At 36.6% G+C, this 18,875-nt stretch carries 17 protein-coding genes; 7 read left to right on the top strand and 10 right to left on the bottom strand.

The annotated features are described in order from the left end of the window. Positions 1 to 198 precede the first annotated feature (198 nt). From rsiV to ACIQAA_RS23140, 3 genes are all read right to left on the bottom strand, one after another. On the bottom strand, positions 199 to 1,074 hold the full coding sequence (rsiV, locus tag ACIQAA_RS23150) for an anti-sigma-V factor RsiV (RefSeq protein ID WP_402624235.1): 876 nt from the start codon (positions 1,072 to 1,074) through the stop codon (positions 199 to 201). A 1-nt stretch (position 1,075) separates the two neighbouring features. Then, complete coding sequence (locus tag ACIQAA_RS23145) at positions 1,076 to 1,582, bottom strand: RNA polymerase sigma factor SigV (RefSeq protein ID WP_402624233.1); 507 nt, start codon at positions 1,580 to 1,582, stop codon at positions 1,076 to 1,078. Between the two features lie 84 nt (positions 1,583 to 1,666). After that, complete coding sequence (locus tag ACIQAA_RS23140; protein WP_402624230.1) at positions 1,667 to 2,611, bottom strand: M15 family metallopeptidase; 945 nt, start codon at positions 2,609 to 2,611, stop codon at positions 1,667 to 1,669. 396 nt (positions 2,612 to 3,007) lie between these two features. Between ACIQAA_RS23140 and ACIQAA_RS23135 the strand changes: the two genes are divergently transcribed. The 5 genes from ACIQAA_RS23135 (at position 3,008) to ACIQAA_RS23115 (ending at position 9,380) form a co-directional block, all read left to right on the top strand. Then, the gene (locus ACIQAA_RS23135; protein ID WP_402624227.1) at positions 3,008 to 3,907 is read left to right on the top strand and encodes a LysR family transcriptional regulator; all 900 of its coding nucleotides are present in this window, start codon (positions 3,008 to 3,010) and stop codon (positions 3,905 to 3,907) included. Between the two features lie 375 nt (positions 3,908 to 4,282). Then, positions 4,283 to 5,779, top strand: coding sequence for a spore germination protein (locus ACIQAA_RS23130; RefSeq protein ID WP_402624224.1), 1,497 nt, complete (start codon positions 4,283 to 4,285; stop codon positions 5,777 to 5,779). Between the two features lie 13 nt (positions 5,780 to 5,792). Next, on the top strand, positions 5,793 to 6,878 hold the full coding sequence (locus ACIQAA_RS23125; protein WP_402624222.1) for a GerAB/ArcD/ProY family transporter: 1,086 nt from the start codon (positions 5,793 to 5,795) through the stop codon (positions 6,876 to 6,878). Next, a complete protein-coding gene (locus ACIQAA_RS23120) occupies positions 6,875 to 7,966 on the top strand; it encodes a Ger(x)C family spore germination protein (protein WP_402624219.1) in 1,092 nt (363 codons plus the stop codon). Before ACIQAA_RS23125 ends, ACIQAA_RS23120 begins: the two co-directional genes overlap by 4 nt. A 139-nt stretch (positions 7,967 to 8,105) precedes the next feature. Further along, positions 8,106 to 9,380, top strand: a complete 1,275-nt coding sequence (locus ACIQAA_RS23115) for an IS110 family RNA-guided transposase (protein WP_402624217.1) — start codon at positions 8,106 to 8,108, stop codon at positions 9,378 to 9,380. Between the two features lie 773 nt (positions 9,381 to 10,153). Here the strand turns inward: ACIQAA_RS23115 and ACIQAA_RS23110 are convergent. Next, positions 10,154 to 11,023, bottom strand: coding sequence for a glycoside hydrolase domain-containing protein (locus ACIQAA_RS23110; protein WP_402624214.1), 870 nt, complete (start codon positions 11,021 to 11,023; stop codon positions 10,154 to 10,156). Positions 11,024 to 11,233: 210 nt separating this feature from the next. On the opposite strand from ACIQAA_RS23110, the gene ACIQAA_RS23105 reads away from it, so the two are divergent. Beyond that, complete coding sequence (locus ACIQAA_RS23105) at positions 11,234 to 12,055, top strand: MBL fold metallo-hydrolase (RefSeq protein ID WP_402624211.1); 822 nt, start codon at positions 11,234 to 11,236, stop codon at positions 12,053 to 12,055. Positions 12,056 to 12,138: 83 nt separating this feature from the next. Here ACIQAA_RS23105 and ACIQAA_RS23100 read toward each other — a convergent pair whose 3' ends face one another. Both ACIQAA_RS23100 and ACIQAA_RS23095 read right to left on the bottom strand, forming a co-directional pair. Next, a complete protein-coding gene (locus ACIQAA_RS23100) occupies positions 12,139 to 13,050 on the bottom strand; it encodes a WD40/YVTN/BNR-like repeat-containing protein (RefSeq protein ID WP_402624209.1) in 912 nt (303 codons plus the stop codon). A 155-nt stretch (positions 13,051 to 13,205) separates the two neighbouring features. Further along, positions 13,206 to 13,508: an MTH1187 family thiamine-binding protein gene (locus ACIQAA_RS23095; protein ID WP_402624206.1), complete on the bottom strand. Its 303-nt coding sequence runs from the start codon at positions 13,506 to 13,508 to the stop codon at positions 13,206 to 13,208. A gap of 244 nt (positions 13,509 to 13,752) precedes the next feature. Here ACIQAA_RS23095 and ACIQAA_RS23090 point away from each other — a divergent pair, with 244 nt between their 5' ends. Further along, positions 13,753 to 14,193: a DUF192 domain-containing protein gene (locus ACIQAA_RS23090; protein WP_402624204.1), complete on the top strand. Its 441-nt coding sequence runs from the start codon at positions 13,753 to 13,755 to the stop codon at positions 14,191 to 14,193. 69 nt (positions 14,194 to 14,262) lie between these two features. Here the strand turns inward: ACIQAA_RS23090 and spo0A are convergent, their stop codons facing one another. From spo0A to purT, 4 genes are all read right to left on the bottom strand, one after another. After that, on the bottom strand, positions 14,263 to 15,048 hold the full coding sequence (gene spo0A, locus ACIQAA_RS23085) for a sporulation transcription factor Spo0A (RefSeq protein ID WP_402624201.1): 786 nt from the start codon (positions 15,046 to 15,048) through the stop codon (positions 14,263 to 14,265). 393 nt (positions 15,049 to 15,441) lie between these two features. Then, positions 15,442 to 16,095, bottom strand: coding sequence for a DsbA family oxidoreductase (locus ACIQAA_RS23080; RefSeq protein WP_402624484.1), 654 nt, complete (start codon positions 16,093 to 16,095; stop codon positions 15,442 to 15,444). A gap of 191 nt (positions 16,096 to 16,286) precedes the next feature. Next, the gene (locus ACIQAA_RS23075; protein WP_402624199.1) at positions 16,287 to 17,555 is read right to left on the bottom strand and encodes an L-lactate MFS transporter; all 1,269 of its coding nucleotides are present in this window, start codon (positions 17,553 to 17,555) and stop codon (positions 16,287 to 16,289) included. 47 nt (positions 17,556 to 17,602) lie between these two features. Next, positions 17,603 to 18,745, bottom strand: a complete 1,143-nt coding sequence (purT, locus tag ACIQAA_RS23070; protein WP_402624481.1) for a formate-dependent phosphoribosylglycinamide formyltransferase — start codon at positions 18,743 to 18,745, stop codon at positions 17,603 to 17,605. Positions 18,746 to 18,875 lie beyond the last annotated feature (130 nt).

Raw genomic sequence — 18,875 nt, 5'->3', positions numbered from 1 at the left:
TTGTTGTCTCACCATACTAAGACGTACTAAAGGATGAGAAAAGTTTGCAATAAATGAGTAATATTTCAATTCTTTAACTCAGTTTCGGAAATCCTTATTTTTCATTCAAGAAATCATGATTGCTTTACAAGATAAATTACAAGAAAAGTTAACTTCCTTCCTTTTCCCTTATTAAAATAAATTTAAAAACCAATATTTTCACTTTATATACTCACTACCTAATAAATCATCAGAAAGTAATTCAGTAGGAATAATAAATTCTACAACCCCCATATACCCTGGTGCCACCTCATATTTATCAAAGGAAATAACTAATTTGTTATCCTGGTTTATATAAAAGTTATGGTTTGCTGTTATTTTTTCAAACGGGTCTATAGGATTTTCCACTCCTTCATCAAGGATCCAGTATACCTTAGTTTTATCTTCCTTCATTTGCTGTTTCATTTGATCTTTAATATTTTCGCTAATAGTTTCAATGTAATTTTGATTTTTAAATAAAATAGGTAATGTTAATATCACTTGTTTCTTCTTATCAATTGTATCGTATTTAAATGTGGTTGAAGAAGATCCTACAGTATTTACGACATATCTGCCTATAGACAATATTTTTTCATTGTCTGTCTTTACTACATAGCCGCTTTCCACTCCAATATGGCCATCTCCTTGTTTCTTCAAGGGTTCCACTTCTTGCATAAATTCTTGATAAAGCTGTTTGTTCTCTTTTAAATATTTTTCACTTAGGCTTATTTCTAAATCTTTATCCTTTAAATTCGAAATAATCGGCACTTTTATGTTTGCATGATGTTTTTCTTCGTCCACCTTAAATTCTACGAAAGTCATGACATTAATTACATTCCCAATCACTGGAACATCTGATAAACTTTTAGCTAGTACTGGATTGGTATTTAATACTACCCATAGTAGTGCAGCAGCTCCTGAGCCGACAAGTAATTTTATTGGTGTTCTGTTCTTTTTGCGAGGACTATTTAAAGCTTTATTAACTACATCATCGAGATCTGAAGGAATTTCTATATCCATATATTTAGATTTTAACCTTTCTAGATTTTTATCCATTCTATCTCTCCTTTAATAACTTGGTTTGTTCCAGCTGAATTCTTAACATAGATAATGCTTTATATAATCGAGTTTTTACAGTATTTTGATTTTCCTTCAATATCTCAGCAATTTCCTCAATTTTTAAATCCTCAAAATAGCGAAGTACTATCACTGTTCGAAACTTCTCTGGTAAATCGTCTAAACATCTTTCAAGATCAATATTCTGATAGTCATCATAATTTCCATTACTATAAAGCTCCAGAATTGTATCATCCATCACATTGACTCTTCTGTGTTTTCTTAAGAAGTCTAAAGATTTATTTACAACAATCCTATAAAACCAGCTTTTTAGTTTCTGTTCTTCTTTTAAATTGCCAATTGATAAAAGCGCCTTATGAATAGATTCCTGTACAATATCTAATGCATCATCTTTATTCTTCACATAACTAAAAGCTAACCTATAAAAATTCTCCTTATTTTCTATGATTAATTGAACAAGCGCTTGTTCTTTAATATGATTCTTCATAGCTTAGAACTCCTTTTCTATACGAATCCTTTGTCTTACTATCAGTAAACATATAAAAAAGCCCTGGTGATCCAGGACTTTTCGTTATTTAGAGACTGGAAGTGTATTAAAATATTCTTCAAGAGTAATCCCTTTAGTTGAAACATCTACCGCAACATCTTTACCTACATATCTCAAATGCCAGGGTTCATATTTATACCCTGTAATCATATCTTTTCCTTTTGGATATCGGATAATAAAACCGTACTTAGCTGCATTTTGCTCTAACCAGGCAGCCTCTATCGTTCCAGCAAAGCAATCTTCTGCAGGACACTTGCCATTTCCTCCTGTTACATCAATAGCTAGTCCTGTCTGATGTTCACTTGTACCAGGAACTGCACTGTATGTCCTTGCTTTTTCATACCCATCAATTGCTACATAACGTTCAAAAAGAGCTTTTTGAGTTCGATAAGAGCGATATGCTGAAACTCCTAAAAGAGTCACTCCATCTTTTTTTGCCCCTGCAAATAGACGTTCTAGCTCAATAGCTGCTTCTTTTCTCATCATTCGTTTTTCACTATTACCTGAAAAGATAAAAGGAACATTAAGGTACATGAGATTTTGTGGCACAAAATTTTCAGGCAAAGATAATGATTTATTAACCACTACCGGAATACTATTCGGTTGAGCAACTACTTGTATAGAATCTTTATTTTCGACTGGTTTTTCTACTGGTTTTTTGATTGATTTAGATGGTTCCTTTTTAACAACAATTGGTGATTCTTTTACAGATGAAGATGGATTTTGTGAAATCTCGATGTTTGGTTGTTTAATTTGTTCGGGTTTTTTCGTATTGGATTGCTTTTCGTTAGTTGAAACTTTATCTCTTGAAGTTTTTTGATCATCTAGATTATGATGGGTGTTCATTTCTTTATCATCTTTTTTAGTTTGCTGATTTGAAATTTTTGTACTTTCTTCAACAACATAGTATCGACCCTGACAACCTGAAATGATTAATAATGCTAGAACGATGATAGTGTATTTTTTCATTGATAGGTTTCTCAGAACAGACACTCCTTTTTCTATTTATCATACAAGTAAATAATAAATGCATAATAATTTTTACCTGAGAGGATATTCTAATGATTTGATTACTATTTCATTAGAAGATGAAACCATGGGTTAGTAAACATAATCATTAATAATTCAGAACAAGAAATGAAAAATATATGAGTTCATTATTTTTTGATTCCTTTTCACCTGAAAAAGAGTAGTCTCATCTATTTCTTTGACAATCATTTGATTATGAGCTTAGTTTTTTTATATAGCCTCCTTCTAATAACTAGCTTTTGACTCAACTTTTTATATTTTATTATTGATTCTATAGCATGTAAAACATCCCTTAGTCATGTATACTTGATTAAAACTCATACAAAGGAGTTTACTATGAATATTGAGCAATTAGAGTATGTTGTCGAAGTTGCGAAAACGAAATCCATCTCCATTGCTTCTGAAAATCTAAAGATATCACAGTCTGGAATTAGCCGATCCATTAGTAATTTAGAAAATGAATTAGGTATGAAACTATTTAACAGATCAAAATCAGGAACCCTACTCACAGAAGATGGTGAAAAAATTGTAAAAATAGCTTTTGAAATTGTTTCCAAGCTTCAACTGTTAAAAGAAGAGGCTCAAGAAATAACGACCAGTATCCATGGGAAATTAAAAATCTCATCAAGTCCGAGTGTAATGACCCTATTATTAAAAGTAATTCCGCTTTTTAAAAAAGATTATCCCGGGGTTAAACTGGAAATAACGGAACAACCAGAAAATGAAATTATTGATGATATTAGAAATAATAGGATCGATATTGGTTTAGTCTACATTAATGAAAATATTCAAAACTCGAATGATTTAAAATATGGGACCTTAGTATCTGGAAAATTAAATGTCTGTGTCAATAAAAACTCCCCTTTATCTTTACATCACACGTTATCTCCAAAGGAAATCTTAGATCAACCCCTTGCCATGTTTAATGGGGTTAATATGAAAAAATTTATTGAACAGTTTTTCAATGATTATGGGGAAATGGAAGTTCTGTTTATGTCGAATAATTCAGAGACCGTAAAAAGAGCGGTTGTTGATGGCATAGCGATTACCTTTATTATTGATTTGGCATTAAATGATGATATCTATGTAAAGAATGGAAGCATTGTTCTTATTCCATTAATAGATTGTGGAATTACAACAATTCCATTCGGATGGATTCGATTAAATAATCAATATTTTAGCTATCTAGAAAAGGAATTTATTAAATATTTGCAAACCGTCTCAACAGATTATTAGAAAGGAGAGTCTACAAAGGGTTGGGCCAGAAAATAATTCTTTCATTCTCACCATGTTCATTCAACTTAAGCGTTTGATTTACGATATGGCTCGGGTAGGATTTTGTGTTAACTTGAACCTAGAAAGCTCAACTTGCTCAACTCTTCAAAGTTATCTGTAAAATAAACTAAAGTGCATTACTCCTTCTTGGAGTAATGCACTTTAGTTTATTTACACTCTTATATTCAATTATTTCTTACCGATAGTTTTTATCTGAGACTTATCAAGAAAGTTAATCCTGTTGTTGTTTAATAATTTACCTTTTTGATCTCTTCTATGAATAAATTTTCAATTAACGAAAAAAATAATGTAAAAAAGTAACTGAGGAATATAATTATGCTAAAAATTGGCATGAAAAATAAAGATGAACCTAAAGGTCATTTACTTGATAAACATCACTGGAGTTTCCAACTATCTAAGTCAAATGATTTTGTTGACTATCATTCATCGCTAAAGTCATCCCAACCATTCTGGATTGCTTATTATCGCACACTAATAAAGACTGAGATTTTAAACAGAGATGTTCTTCCATATCTGGATACTGCACTATCTCTCGCACAATTAGTTACTAAGATTCCAATTCAAGAAATTGTATCAACGGACGATGAAAAAAAAATAATTGAAAAGATACTAAATGGTCATGTTGCCATTCGATTGCAAAAACAGGACAAACAATGTCTTTTGGTGAATGTTGCTAACGCGGAATTTCGAACAGTTGGTCCTCCACAAAAAGAGCCTTCGGTATTAGGACCACAGGTTGGATTTGTGGAAGAACTCGATACTAATGTCAACCTAATTAGAAAACGTCTTCCCGTACCGGAATTGTGCTCTACGGAAATTACGGTTGGAGACTTATCTAAAACCAAGGTTGCGATCTTATATATGGATGGAACCGCTAATACCGAATTAGTAAATGAAATAATAGAACGGGTTAGTAATATCAAATACGATCATATATCTGACAGCTCTTATATTGAGAGTATGATTAGTGATCATACTGCCACTATATTTCCATTAACAATTATATCAGAAAGATGCGACAGGGTGGTCGGAGGGTTATCGGAGGGTAAAATCGTCCTGGTTGTAGATGGCTCACCTGATGTAATTATCCTGCCGGTTACTTTAATTGAAGCCTTTATTTCTATGGAGGATTACAGTTATCCATGGATTATTGCCAGTGTTTATCGTTTTTTGCGTTTTTTTACATTTTACCTAGCCATATTCATTACGCCTTTATATGTTGCGATATTAACCTACCATTATGAGCTAATTCCTTCACGGCTTCTTGGAACTTTGGCTTCCTCAAGGTTTACGGTTCCATTTCCTCCATTTTTGGAAGTCTTACTGTTGGAAATAATAATTGAATTAATTAAAGAAGCTGGAGCCCATCTACCCTTCAGAGTGGCACAAACACTGGGGATTGTAGGCGGGATTGTCATTGGACAGGCTATTGTGGAGGCAGGTTTAACGAGTAATATTCTCGTTATCTTAGTGTGCTTTAGCACTCTATCCAATTATATTACACCTATTTACAAAACAGGAAACAGTGTTCGCTTTATCAAATTTCCCCTTTTGTTATTAGCCCAGTTTTTAGGACTTTTTGGAGTCTATATCGGTTTTTTGTTTACGCTCGTTCATGTGATTAGTTTATCTTCCTTCGGGAGTCCGTTTGCGGGAATGTACCCGATTCGTAAAACATCTTTTCAAGATTTATGGTTTAGGCTCCCCTTTTCTAGACAGCAGCAAAATCCTCAGAACCTGAAGCCAGAAAAGAAAAAGAAGTCAACACGAAATATCACTTACCCAAAAAAGATAACTGATTTTAATGAATAGTAAGGAGGATTCCATGCAAATAGATACAAAATTTCAGGTGTCTCCTTATTTATTATTATTTATTATTATTGCATCTCAGGTAGGAGTAGGAATGTTAAGTTTTCAACGCAACGTAGCAAAAGAAGCCGGTTACGACGGATGGATTTCTGTACTGCTTGCCGGTATGGGAATACAAATATTGATGTTTGTAATGTATAAACTGGTCAGTGCTGCAGATGGGGATATCATTCATATTCATCAAAAAGTATGGGGAAAATATTTGGGGGGATTGTTTAGTTTAATTATCATATTCTATTTCGCGTTAATCAGTCTTTCAGTTTTACGCTCGTATATTGAAATTGTTCAGGTATGGATGTTTCCCTCCCTTCCCAGCTGGATAATCTCCAGCATATTAATGCTACTTGTCTATTATATAATTTCAAGAGGTTTTCGAGTAGTAGTCGGGATCTGCTTCTTGTCGGTAATTTTTCCGATGCTTGGCCAATTACCTCTGTTTATTTTTCCAATTCCTTATTACCACATCGATAATCTGCTTCCGGTCTTGGATCATTCCTTTTCGGACATCATCAGTGGAATAAAAGCGAGCATTTATACGATGGCGGGGTTTGAAGTAATTTTAATGATTTATCCTTTTATACGAAAAAATCAAGTATCTCAAAGATATGCTCATTTAGGTATTCTTCTGACAACAGTGTTGTATACAATGTCTGTTCTCAACAATTTCCTGTTTTTCAGTGAAAATCAGATTCGTAAGCTGATATGGCCGGAGCTGACTCTATCGAAACTCATCCATTATTCATTTCTTGAACGTTTTGAATATATATATATTTCAATGTATATGCTCGTCATAATAGCCATTCTTGCTACATTTTTATGGTGCGGCAGCAGGGGGTTGAAATTGGTATTCGGAGTCAAACAAAAGTATCCGCTTTTGTTTTTGCTTTTATTTAACATTGCAGGGTGTCAATTTCTAACAGATAGCGAGAGTATTACTGCCTATCAGAAATGGGTGAGCTATGTTCATTTAGGGCTCTTTTATGTATATATCCCCATATTATGGTTGATTTTTTTAATATGGAAAAGGAGCAAGGTAGCATGAAAAGGCATAAAATATACGTCTTTGTCATAACATTGTTCTTGCTTGGAGGATGTGAACCACTTCTTCCGACTAAAGAACTGAATGAATTGGATATCATTCAGGGAGCAGGGTATGATGAAGGCGAAGGTGATTTAATTCAAAGCTATTTTGTCTTTCCCATTTTCAAAGGCGGAAAAGAGCCTCCTACAGCAAAGACTATCTCGGGAATCGGAGATAGCAGCAAGGAATCTAGGCAGGATGCAAGCCGAAAAACACGTTTTCATCTGGTCAGCGGACAAATCCGGATAATACTTTTCAGCAAAAGTCTTTCCGAAAAAGGGATATTTCCTATTCTTGACACCTACAATCGTGACCCGTCCATTGGGAGGATTTCTCAATTAGCCATCGTGGATGGTAAAACGAAAGAAGTGTTCAATAAGCCATTTAAGGAAGTAGAAAATATCGCGTTACATCTGCAGGAAATGGTGGAACAGAGCATTAGAAGTGAGACCATTCCGAACATTGATTTTAATTCGTTCATGTATCAATATTATCAGGACGGCTATGACCCATATCTGCCCATCATCTCTGTAAAAGGGGATGAAATTATCATTTCTAGCTTAGGGATTATGAAAGATGACAAATTGGTAATGGAAGTAAGCAAAGCCGACACTTTTATCTTTCTAAGTTTGGTTGAAAAACAGAAAAACGGTTTTCACCAAGCAACCATGGCAAATGGAGATAAAATTTCTCTTGAGAGCATCAAGTCAAAACCGGCTTATCAAATTAAAATGAATGGCAAAGATCCTACATTTACTATTTCCATAAATATGAAAGTGAGAATTATGGAGTATTCTTCTCATGCTCACGGATCACGTCTTCTTTCTGTAGAGAATATTGAAAAACAATTGGAATCCCAACTAAAAAGGGACGGATTAAGACTTATCACCCAATTTCAGAAAGAAATGGTTGATCCCTTAGGGCTTGGCGCCAAATATGAAGCACATTACAGAGCGTTTGACTCAGATAAATGGAAGGGCATCTATCCCAATGTTCCTGTTCAATTGGATGTAAAGGTACACGTTATCCAAACCGGAATCAGTGAATAAAAAACCAGATAAATAAACTATCCTGCCCCTTTAGCATTCCTGTAGATCGCTATATTTCAACTTTGAAAAAAATAGGGCTCCTCAGTAAGATATGAGTATAGACACCACTCTAACTCACAACATTAGGAGGAACCCTACTATGAATTTTAAAATGCAAGACAAACAAAATCAACTAATAGAAAGAATTTCCGATACACATCTAATTGTGGGTGTAGATATTGCTCAACAACTACATGTTGCAAGAGCAGTTAATTTTCGTGGAATTGTAGTCGGAGATCCTATTTCATTTGAAAATAATGAAGAAGGGTTCTTTAAACTATTAAACTGGATACAAGGTTTAAAAAGATTAAAAAACTTAAATGAAGCAATAGTAGGTATGGAGCCTACAGGCCATTACTGGATTAACCTATCAACTTGGTTATATAACCAAAACATTGAGGTAGTAACAGTCAATCCCTACTTAGTAAAAAGGAATAAAGAGAATCGTGATAATACTCAATCTAAGAGTGATAAAAAAGATGCACTAGTTATCGCAGATATGGTCAAAAACGGCTACTATTCTTATATTCGTCCATCTTCAGAATCATTTGAAAAACTTAGAGTTCTAATGTCTAACCGTGATGCTATTGTAAAACGTCTCGTAATGTCAATAAATCAAATAAATCGATGGGTGGATGTTGTCTTTCCTGAGTTGCGACAAGTGTTTAACGATGTTTCGTGCAAAGGAGCCATCGCAACCCTTCGTTTGTTTCCAACTCCAGATGAAATATCTTTATTGGATTCACTGGATGTCCAGAGGGGATGGAAGTCATTAATGAAAAGACAACCAGGACCTAGAAAAGCTCATTTATTGATCAATCTAGCAAAATCTTCTATTGGAACTGGACAAGCACTTGATGCTTATAAATTCCACCTAGAGCAATTATTAGAAGAATATGACCTCGCTGTAAAACAACTCGAAAGAGTTGAACAACAAGTAAAAGAAGTTCTCAACAAAATACCTTTTGCAAAAAAACTACTTATGATTAAAGGAATAAGTGAAATTTCATTAGCTGGGATACTAGGCGAGTCAGGAGATCTAAGTGGATTCTCTCACGGAAACTCTCTATTACGACATGCGGGATTACATCTAGCTGAAGCAAGTTCAGGAAAATGGAAAGGTCAGATTGTGATTTCAAAGCGTGGAAGGTCAAGACTACGACGCTTCCTCTACTTAGCAACTATGAGCCTAGTGATGAATAACCCCGAATTTAAAGCCCTACATTACCATAATGTGAAGGTTAAAAAGATAAAGAAAATGAAATCAATAATGAAACTGATCGGTAAACTAGCAAGGATTTTTGTAGGTATAGCACGACGAAATGAGTCCTATTGTCCAAGTAAAATCCAAGTATCGATCCCTTTAGCAGCATAGAAATAAAACATTAGTTAAATGGATGTACTATCTAAAATAGTTAACTTTAAATTTTGAATGTTGTCTTATTCGTAGGATTTCAAATATGTACGGAGTACCAGGTTTCTTGAACAAAAGGGCACTGTGACCCATCAGGTTAGCATAACTGGCCTCCACCCCTTGGATAGGCATGACGAAGGAATGAGAGGGCAATTGACCCGTTGAGACATGGGAGGGAAAGCCTCCAGGGGCGGCGTGGAGATGTGCATTATATGGTAAAATATGGAGTGGTAGCTGACTCCTTTATTTAACTATGCCTTCACGAAGCCAAGATGATCAGAACTCATTTCAATTAACCGTAAATCCAATTACAAGGGTTATGGAATCCTGCGAATAAGTGAGCATTCGAGAGATATTCGTATTAAACTGAGGGAGTTCAAGAAGTTCAACAAGAAGTGCCCTAATCCTTCTGGATTAAGGCACCCAATATTTGATTGGTATATGTTTAGGTTTATTTTTGCTTTAATACGAAAGAAGTAGTTCTTAAAACCTCATTACGGTCTTGTTTAACTACAAATCTTATTTCGTTTGCATGTGAAATAACTCTTACATGTACGTATAGAGACAAACAATTCTCCTTTTAGATTTGGTTGAAATAATGTATCTCCAACCATCTTTCCCAATCGAAATTCTACATTTGCCTCAAGACCAAAATAACTCCGGAATTATTTTTACCATTAATGAAATTTCCTATTTGTCTTTTGGGTCTAAGACTCTCTTTTAACCACCATTCACTACCATAAAAAATCTAAGATATTGGATTGTATAAGATTCGTATCGATGTTACAGGTTTCTCCATCAATTCCATATTGCCAAATCGAGACTGGTACGTTTTCGGGTGCTCCTGGCTGGAATTCTGGGGCATCGGCCTGGGGAGTTACGCCAGGATCCGGGTTACTACTCCAGATGATCGTCTGGGATTGAACATTCTGATTGGAAGAGATAGCGGCTTGGTATGCGGCAGTAAGGGCACTTTCGTTGGTAAACACCCCGTAGATACCAGGCTTATAAGGTGAACCAAGTAAAGTGTCTACCCAACCACGGATAAACGCTTCATCCACTGGGTAAGTCGGTTCGATATCTGCGAAAATCGCCTTCCCCTCCGGGATTCCTATCTGTTGTGCATATGCAATGGCCGCTTGTGCCTCTTGTGCCCCGGCTTCATAAGTTGTAGCGTTTGTGAAGTGGTTGTAAATGGGGATAATCTTAATCCCTTGTTGATGAAGAAGCTCCACTTCTTCAGGTGTCAAACCAGCCGATACCCCTTCTTTGGTCTCAAGATATCTTCCAAAGACTGAAGGCTTCCCATAGTTATCCACTACACATTGTAAAAAAGCTTGGTCTAGAGGACTAGCGGTATCGACTCCCCATAAGATTTGAGGCGGCTCTTGTGGCGGCGGTGCAGGTTGAGGCTCTGGTTCTGGTTGTGGCTGAGGTGGTTTATCTGACGCCTCCCCATCTTTACCGGTCTCTGTTACAGTTTGTGGTTCTTTCACAGGTTCTGTAGTTGTTGGCGTGGAATCGTGACGGATAAAAACAAGGAGGATTGAAAGAACTAGAAAAGCACTTAACAATATAACCCAAAACAACTTTCCTGTTTTCATTTTTTCGCCTCCATACGACTGACTTCTATGTCAATTTATTCGGACAGTCGTATGGAAGCGTGAGGATTTGTACCCCCGCCTTTTGAATGAAAAACGCCTATTTGTTTTTTAGTTAACATAATATTATTATTTTTAATTATTAAATTTAATGAATAACTATTCATTTTGTGTTAAAATTTGACAAAGGAAGGTTTGGGGAGGTTTTATTTTATGTTGCTTAAGAAGAATTTCAGCCAGCAGACGATAAATGGTGTTCAAGCTGGAAACGGTACGGTAGCATTTCAAGGGGTAAAATTAAATGTTCATTGCTTTGTTGTGGACGGTGTTCTCATTGATACGGGTTCCGCTTCATTAGAAAAGGAGTTTCAACCATTTTTTAGACAACAAGATATCGATCAAGTGGTCATCACACATTTTCATGAAGATCATACAGGGTGTGCAGCTTTTTTACAAAAAGAGCTGAATCTTCCTATTTATATGAATGATTTGAAGCTGGATTATTGTAAAAAGAAGCCTGATTATCCAATGTATCGAAAGGTTTTCTGGGGGAAGCGCCGGCCATTTCAAGCAAACGCCATTGGAAAAACTTTTACATCCCGAAATGCCACTTGGGACGTAATTGACACACCAGGTCATGCCATCGATCATGTAGCTTTTTTAAATCGTGAAACGGGACAGCTATTTACTGGGGATTTGTATTGCCAGGAAAAAACAAAGGTTATTTTACGAGAAGAAAGCATTCCAACCATTATCGAATCGTTAAGAAGAGTATTAACCTATGATTTTGGAGATGTATTTTGCTGCCATGCTGGCTTTTTAAAGGATGGACGTGCTGCTTTACAGAGAAAGCTAAATTATTTGTTAGAACTCCAAGGAAAAATTATCAAGCTCTACGAAGGTGGCTTGTCCCCTAGTCAAATTAGCAAAGCCCTTTTTCCAAAAAAATATCCCATCACCTTTCTTTCTTCAGGAGAATGGGAATCTTTGCATATTATTAACTCAATTATTCAAGAACATAAGTTTATAAATTAATAAAAAAAAGCCGAAATCCACATACGATTTCGGCTGCTGACAATCTCATATTTCTCAACTACTATTAAATAGGAACAGAATAATCAGAAGCGTACCTCCAAGGAAAACTCCCAATTCTTCCCGTTATCATTTGAAATAAATTTCCCCTTCACTTTCCCGCCTTCGTAGTCGCCATTAGGTCCTTGATTGATAAAAACAGCCAAGTGATTTGCTTCTTTAAAAGGGACTTCAGCCATCACAAAGATTTCATGATACTTCTCTGGAATCACAACAGTTGCTTTACTCCAGGAGTTCCCTCCATCTTGTGTGACGTATAGATCAGGTCCTACAGGATTAAGGATTCCGAATGATAAGAAGCCTGTGTTTTCATCAACAAAACCTCCTTCATAAATTAATCGAGTAACACCAGAATGAGTTGTCTCTTTCCATTGCTTACCGCCATCATTGGTAATATAAACGGTTGTCCATTCTTGTGACATGGTTCGATCACCTGAGATGATCGCATAACCAAACCTGTCATTTAAAAATTCAACCTTACGAAAACGGATGGGCGGATATTGAGCACTAACTACACTATCTTCCCATGTTTTTCCTTGATTTAGAGAATATTTCAATTTGATGCTCTCTCCTTCTGAATATAAAAAGGCAGCACGATTTTGCGTCAGGATATAGCTATTCTCTATAAGTTCTTGTTCGTTCCCATTGTATTCTCCTGCAAATAATTTCACTTTTTCAACCGGGACCAGGATCCAATCTCTTCCTTTATTGAAGGTAACCTGTAATTGGTCGTTTTGAAGCGAGTATACTATTGAATCGTCTTCATAGATTGGCTGCAATGGACTCGGTAGTGGTGGTTCTGGTTCGTGGGCTTCCTGCTTCTCAATGGGTTGACTCTGACCTGGCGTAGTTAATTCTGGGTGCTTTTCAAGAAAATATGTGGCCACCGTTACACAAATAATAAACATAATTATTGTACGAATGATATAATTTTTCACGCTGAATTACTCCTTTTTCATGCTCATCCTCTTACCATTCTACTAGAAATGAGAGAATAAGACATAAAAAAGCCAGGAACCATTTTTATTAGGATAGTTCCTGACTTTGGTTTTTAGTTAACATAATATTATTACATACAACACGATTGGTATGCCTATAATTTTGATTGCACCGATTGTAACTTCCGTTCCATGGTGTTTTCCTTGTCGCGCCGGTCATCAATTCGAACGTTCGTACATACTCTCTGTAATCCTTTCTTATACGGAACTTCATGTAGTTCGTGAACAATCTCCAGCAATAGTTTTAAATCACCTTCGATTAACGTGCTCATCGGGGTTAATTGATACTTCACCTGACCTTCATATTGTTGCAGTACTTTATGTATTTCAGCGACATACTCACTTACACTAGGTGTCCCTGTCCCAACTGGAATCACCGTAATATCAACAATTGCCATTTTATATCCTCCTCCTTCTACATTCTTCATAAGGATATCATGAAAATTAGAAAGACAAAAATCTTATGGAAATGATTAAACACTAGTTGTTACCGGTACAGATACCAAAATAAACAGAACCAACCAACGAAGTCCTTCCCTATCGCAAACATAAAAAATGTAACCAAAGTGACTATATAATAGTAAACTAATTTACTAATCATTTTTATTGTGTTGAAGGGAAAAGACAAGGTGAGTGAGTAGAATGATAAAAGGATTAAAATTTATCGGTTTTCTGTTTCGTCAAAAAAAAGAAACCAGTCTTCAAACAAAAATGATTAAAGTGTTCAGTGGAGAAAGGGCAATCCACTTAACCGTGCAAGTTGCGGATACTCCCCAAAAAAGAGACAAGGGCTTAATGTTTGTTGAAAACTTACCCGAAAACGAGGGCATGCTATTTGTGTTTTCAGGAGAAACATATGGTGGTTTTTGGATGAAAAACACGTTAATTCCTTTATCGATTGCTTTTCTTGATTCAGATGGTAAGATTCTAAAAATACTAGATATGTTGCCTTGTAAAGAGGATATCTGCCCTACTTACGATCCGGAACTTTCTTATCATTATGCTCTAGAAGTCAATCTTGGATGGTTTAAAAAGAATCAAATCAAAGAAGGTGATTTTATATTGCTTGAAAGAAGCTTTTAAATAAATTCTTGAAGTAGCTCAGTCGAAATAGGACTGAGCTATTGTTAGGACAAAATGTATCTGTACGAATTATACAGAGGTGAAACTTCCGATTTCCATCCCTTTTTGCAGCCTTAAATGCTCAGCAATTAAAACTATGAATTCACCGTTAGTTGGTTTCCCTTTTAATGGACTTACTGTGTTTCCAAATACAAAATCTAACTGCTCAATATTCCCTCGATTCCATCCCACTTCAATTGCATGTCTTATAGCTCTTTCTACGCGGCTTGGTGTGGTATGATATTTGGATGCAATAGCCGGATAAATTACTTTTGAAAAACTACTTTCACAGCCATTATTTATCATTTGAATAGCTTCTCTTAAAAAAAAATATCCCTTTAGATTTGCCGGAATTCCCATAGAACGTAAAATATCGGAAATTTTTAATTCTAATTTTTCATCATTATTTGTGTTATGTATTTTCTTTTCTAAAATTGTTTTCATTGAAACACTTTCTGAACAAATAGACATGATCATGTTTGATAAATTGCTTAGTTCAATAGGTTTCATCAAAAAGTAGGATGCGCCTAACTCCTTTGCTCGTGTTATGATATCCTCTGTTCCTATAGCGGTAAGTATTATAACTTTTGTAGTTATGTTTTCCTCATAAATATTTTTTAATAAAGACAGACCATCGGAATATGGCATAATCAAATCTAATATGATAAGGTCTGGTTTCTGATTCTCTATTAACTCCATCCCCTCCATGCCATTATGCGCAACTCCAATCACATCCATATCATTGAACGTCGAGAGAAAATCTTTCAGTATTTCTGTGAATTGTACATTATCATCAATTATTCCGATTTTTATCATATTACTAATCCTCCTTTTTATTATCAGAATTGCTTCTGGTTGTCATCATGGATTGCCTGTTTTAATTTACCCTTTGTAGCTGCTTTTTCGTACGGTTCAATTCCCAGCTCCACAATGTTTTGATATAGTTTAAGTGGAATATGATTCAACATTAGTTCGATAATAAAAAAAAGCCAAAATAGAATAACCCTATTGCAAGGGTGAATCTATTTTGGCTTATGTATGAGCTCAATAAAATATTGTCTAAATCATCTTCCAAAAGGGAATATTTAATTACTATGTTTACCTTTTCCAAGGTAAATATTACCTCACCTTTTCATATAAATCAAGATGATTGTAAAAAACATGAAAAAATAAGGATAGTGTTTATCGAAAACTCACACAATCGACTATTTACTTTTTAGGAATTTCACAGCCACCCTCATCACAATTTAGTCCATCTTCGCTGTTTAAAACGGTGATTTCATTCTCAGCCATTACTTTTTTCAATACCTGAACAAACGTCTCAGCAGGCTGGGCACCCGTAAGGGCATATTTTTTATTAATCAGGAAGAATGGGACACCTGTTACCCCATATTGTTTGGCTGTTTGCTCATCGGTACGAACAACGTCACTCATGTCATCACTTTCGAGCATTTTTTCCACTTCTTCCCTATTCAACCCTACTTCTACGGCAAGCTCCGTTAAGGTTTCGTGGTCCCCAATATGTTTGGATTCGGTAAAATACGCACGTAAAATCCTTTCCGTCATCTCTTTCATGAGCCCCTGTGTTTTCGCATACATGGTCAAGCGATGCGCATCGAAAGTGTTGGTTAAGATTACGGTATCCATTTGATAATCCAATCCAACTTCCTTTGCCATTTGTACAACTCTTTCCGTGTTTGCTTTGGCTTGAGCAATACTCATGCCATATTTCTTGGCTAATAATTCATACATGTTTTCTTTACTATCACGGCCCATTGTAGGATCCAATTCGTAGCATCGATACGTCACTTCAATCGGATGGTCAACCTGTTTAATGGCGTCCTCCAGACGCCTTTTGCCAATATAGCAAAATGGTCAAGCAAAGTCAGTCCACATTTCTATATGCATACTAGTCCCTCCAATTCGTTTTCTCGTATAGTATAGGAGTTATGCGTGTATTTTACACGTAATATGCTTCAGAGTCTGCCGCTTCAAATTTCCTAGTTGTACAGAAAAAGCTGCCTTAATTGGCAGCTTTTTGCTAACATCACTTCCTAAAAATTCCCCGCATTTTTCATCAGTTGATTTTCGCTCATAGCCCTTATTTTCCTGATATCAAGACGGATAAGGAGCGAAACCGTTAGAGCGACAATAAAGATTCCTGAAAAAATGACCAATGTCCCCTGATAGCTTCCGGTTGTTTCCCTGACCCAGGATACAAAGATCGGTCCCGCTAAACCGGCTGCTGCCCATGCAGTCAAAATATACCCATGAATCGCCCCAAGCTGCTTGGTTCCAAACAAATCGCCGATATAGGCAGGTATCGAGGAAAAACCTCCTCCGTAACAGGTCATAATCATATAAACAATTATTGAAAACAGGATTCCCACTGTTATATTTGGAAGCATAAAAAAGGCAACAATTTGAAAAGCAAAGAATAATGTGTAGACATTTGGTCTTCCGATATAATCAGAGATGGTCGCCCAAACAATCCTTCCGCCTCCATTAAATAACCCCATAATCCCAACCATTGTTGCTGCCCCTGCTGCAGACATTCCTACTAGTTCTTGAGCCATCGGCGATGCAACAGAAAGAATCGCAATTCCACAGGTAACATTGATAAACAACATCAACCATAAAGCCCAAAACTGTCTTGTTTTGACTGCCTGATTGGCGGTTAACTGACGCAAATCCTCTTTTACTTTCATACCACCTGATTTTTGAGCTGCCTCCATCCCTTTAGGTACCCAGCCCGCTTTCGGAGGTGCAAGATATTGGGCAGAACAAAATATAATAATGAAGTAAGCCGCTCCTAGTAAATAGAAGGTGTTAGAAATTCCATATTGTACGATTAAATGATTCATAATCGGACTGCTGAGTAAGGCAGCAAATCCAAATCCCATAATCGCTAGTCCAGTAGCAAGACCTCTTCTATCTGGGAACCATTTTACCAGCGTAGAAACCGGTGTAATGTATCCAACTCCCAACCCAATACCTGCGATCATTCCATAAAATAAATACAGTAATAGCAATGATTCTACTTGTATCGCAAAACCTGCCCCAGCTACTCCAGTTCCAAAAAACACAGCACTTAGTGTTCCGGCTGCTCTTGGACCAAACTTCTCGACAAAATGCCCTAAAAAGGCTGCAGATAATCCTAAGAAAAGAATAGCCAAGCTAAATGTAAAGGATATTTGCTTTAATCCCCAGCCCATTTCTTGTTGAAGTGGTTTTGTGAAAACACTCCATGCATAAACCGAACCAATCGAAATATGTATGCCAACCGCTGAAAGAGCGATTAACCAACGATTTTTTGTATGCATCAACCATCCCTCTTTCCATATTGTATTGTCTTGTTGATTCTAAAAAGTTATTCTTCATAGGTTAACATCAATTTAGAAGCTGCTATCTGCGCTCGTTCTCTAGCCTCATTTGGAGATTCTCCGTTGCTTAACACAACCGCCATCCGTCGTCCCACTTTTGTTTCTGGTTTTCCAAATACCCGAACCTGAGTATGTGGAACAGCTAAGCTGTTCGCGATTCCAGTTAGTTGGTACGTCTTACTTTCTTGTGTGGCCTTAATCGTATGACTTGCACCTGGTTTCACTAGCTGAACATCTGGAATCGGATAGCCTAAAATCGCCCTTACATGTAAGGCAAACTCCGATAAATCTTGGGTTACCATTGTAACCATCCCCGTGTCATGCGGCCGTGGGGACACTTCACTAAAATAGACACCTTGAGCCGAAAGGAATAATTCCACTCCAAAAACTCCGTAGCCGCCAAGCGCATCGGTGATTTTTTTGGCGATATCCTGCGCCTCTAGGATTTGTGCCTCTGACATGTCATGCGGCTGCCAGGATTCAATATAGTCACCATCTTTTTGCACGTGTCCAATAGGTGCACAAAAGGTTGTGCCGGAAGCGGAGCGTACAGTTAACAGCGTGATTTCAGATTCAAAATGGATAAATTCCTCCACAATCATACGGGCTTTCTTACCTCTTCCACCTGCCATCGCCTCATTCCAAGACCATTCTACATCCTCCATGGAACGGCAAATCGTTTGCCCTTTTCCAGAAGAACTCATAATGGGTTTTATAACGCAGGGAGTCCCAATTTTCTGTACGGCATTCCTTAGGTCGTAAAGTGTGTCCGCAAAAGCGTACTTCGCGGTTGGAAGCCCCAGTTCCTCGCTAGCCAATCGGCGGATGCCTTCCCTATCCATCGTTAAGTTCACGGCATTCGCTGTCGGAACGATACGGAAACCTTCTTTTTCGAGTTCCACTAGTGTTTCTGTTGCAATCGCCTCAATTTCAGGAACCACCAAATCTGGTTTCTCTTGTTCTATCACTCTACGAAGTTTTTCGCCATCAAGCATGTCCACCACATAAAAACGATGGGCCACCTGCATGGCCGGAGCATTTTCATAACGGTCAACAGCAATCGTCTCAAGTCCAAGACGCTGAGCCTCAATAATCGTTTCTTTTCCAAGTTCTCCTGAACCAAGTAACATAATCTTTTTTGTCTGGGTACCAAACACCTAACACAACCCCTATCGTTTGTCTTTTGATTATAATATCCTATATTTTTACCGGTGACAAGCAAATATTTTCACCAAAATACGAACAATTTATATAAATATT

Source organism: Neobacillus sp. NPDC093182 (assembly GCF_044754045.1).
The sequence above is the reverse complement of the archived record's forward strand: the minus strand, read 5'-3'. Positions and strand labels throughout refer to the sequence as shown.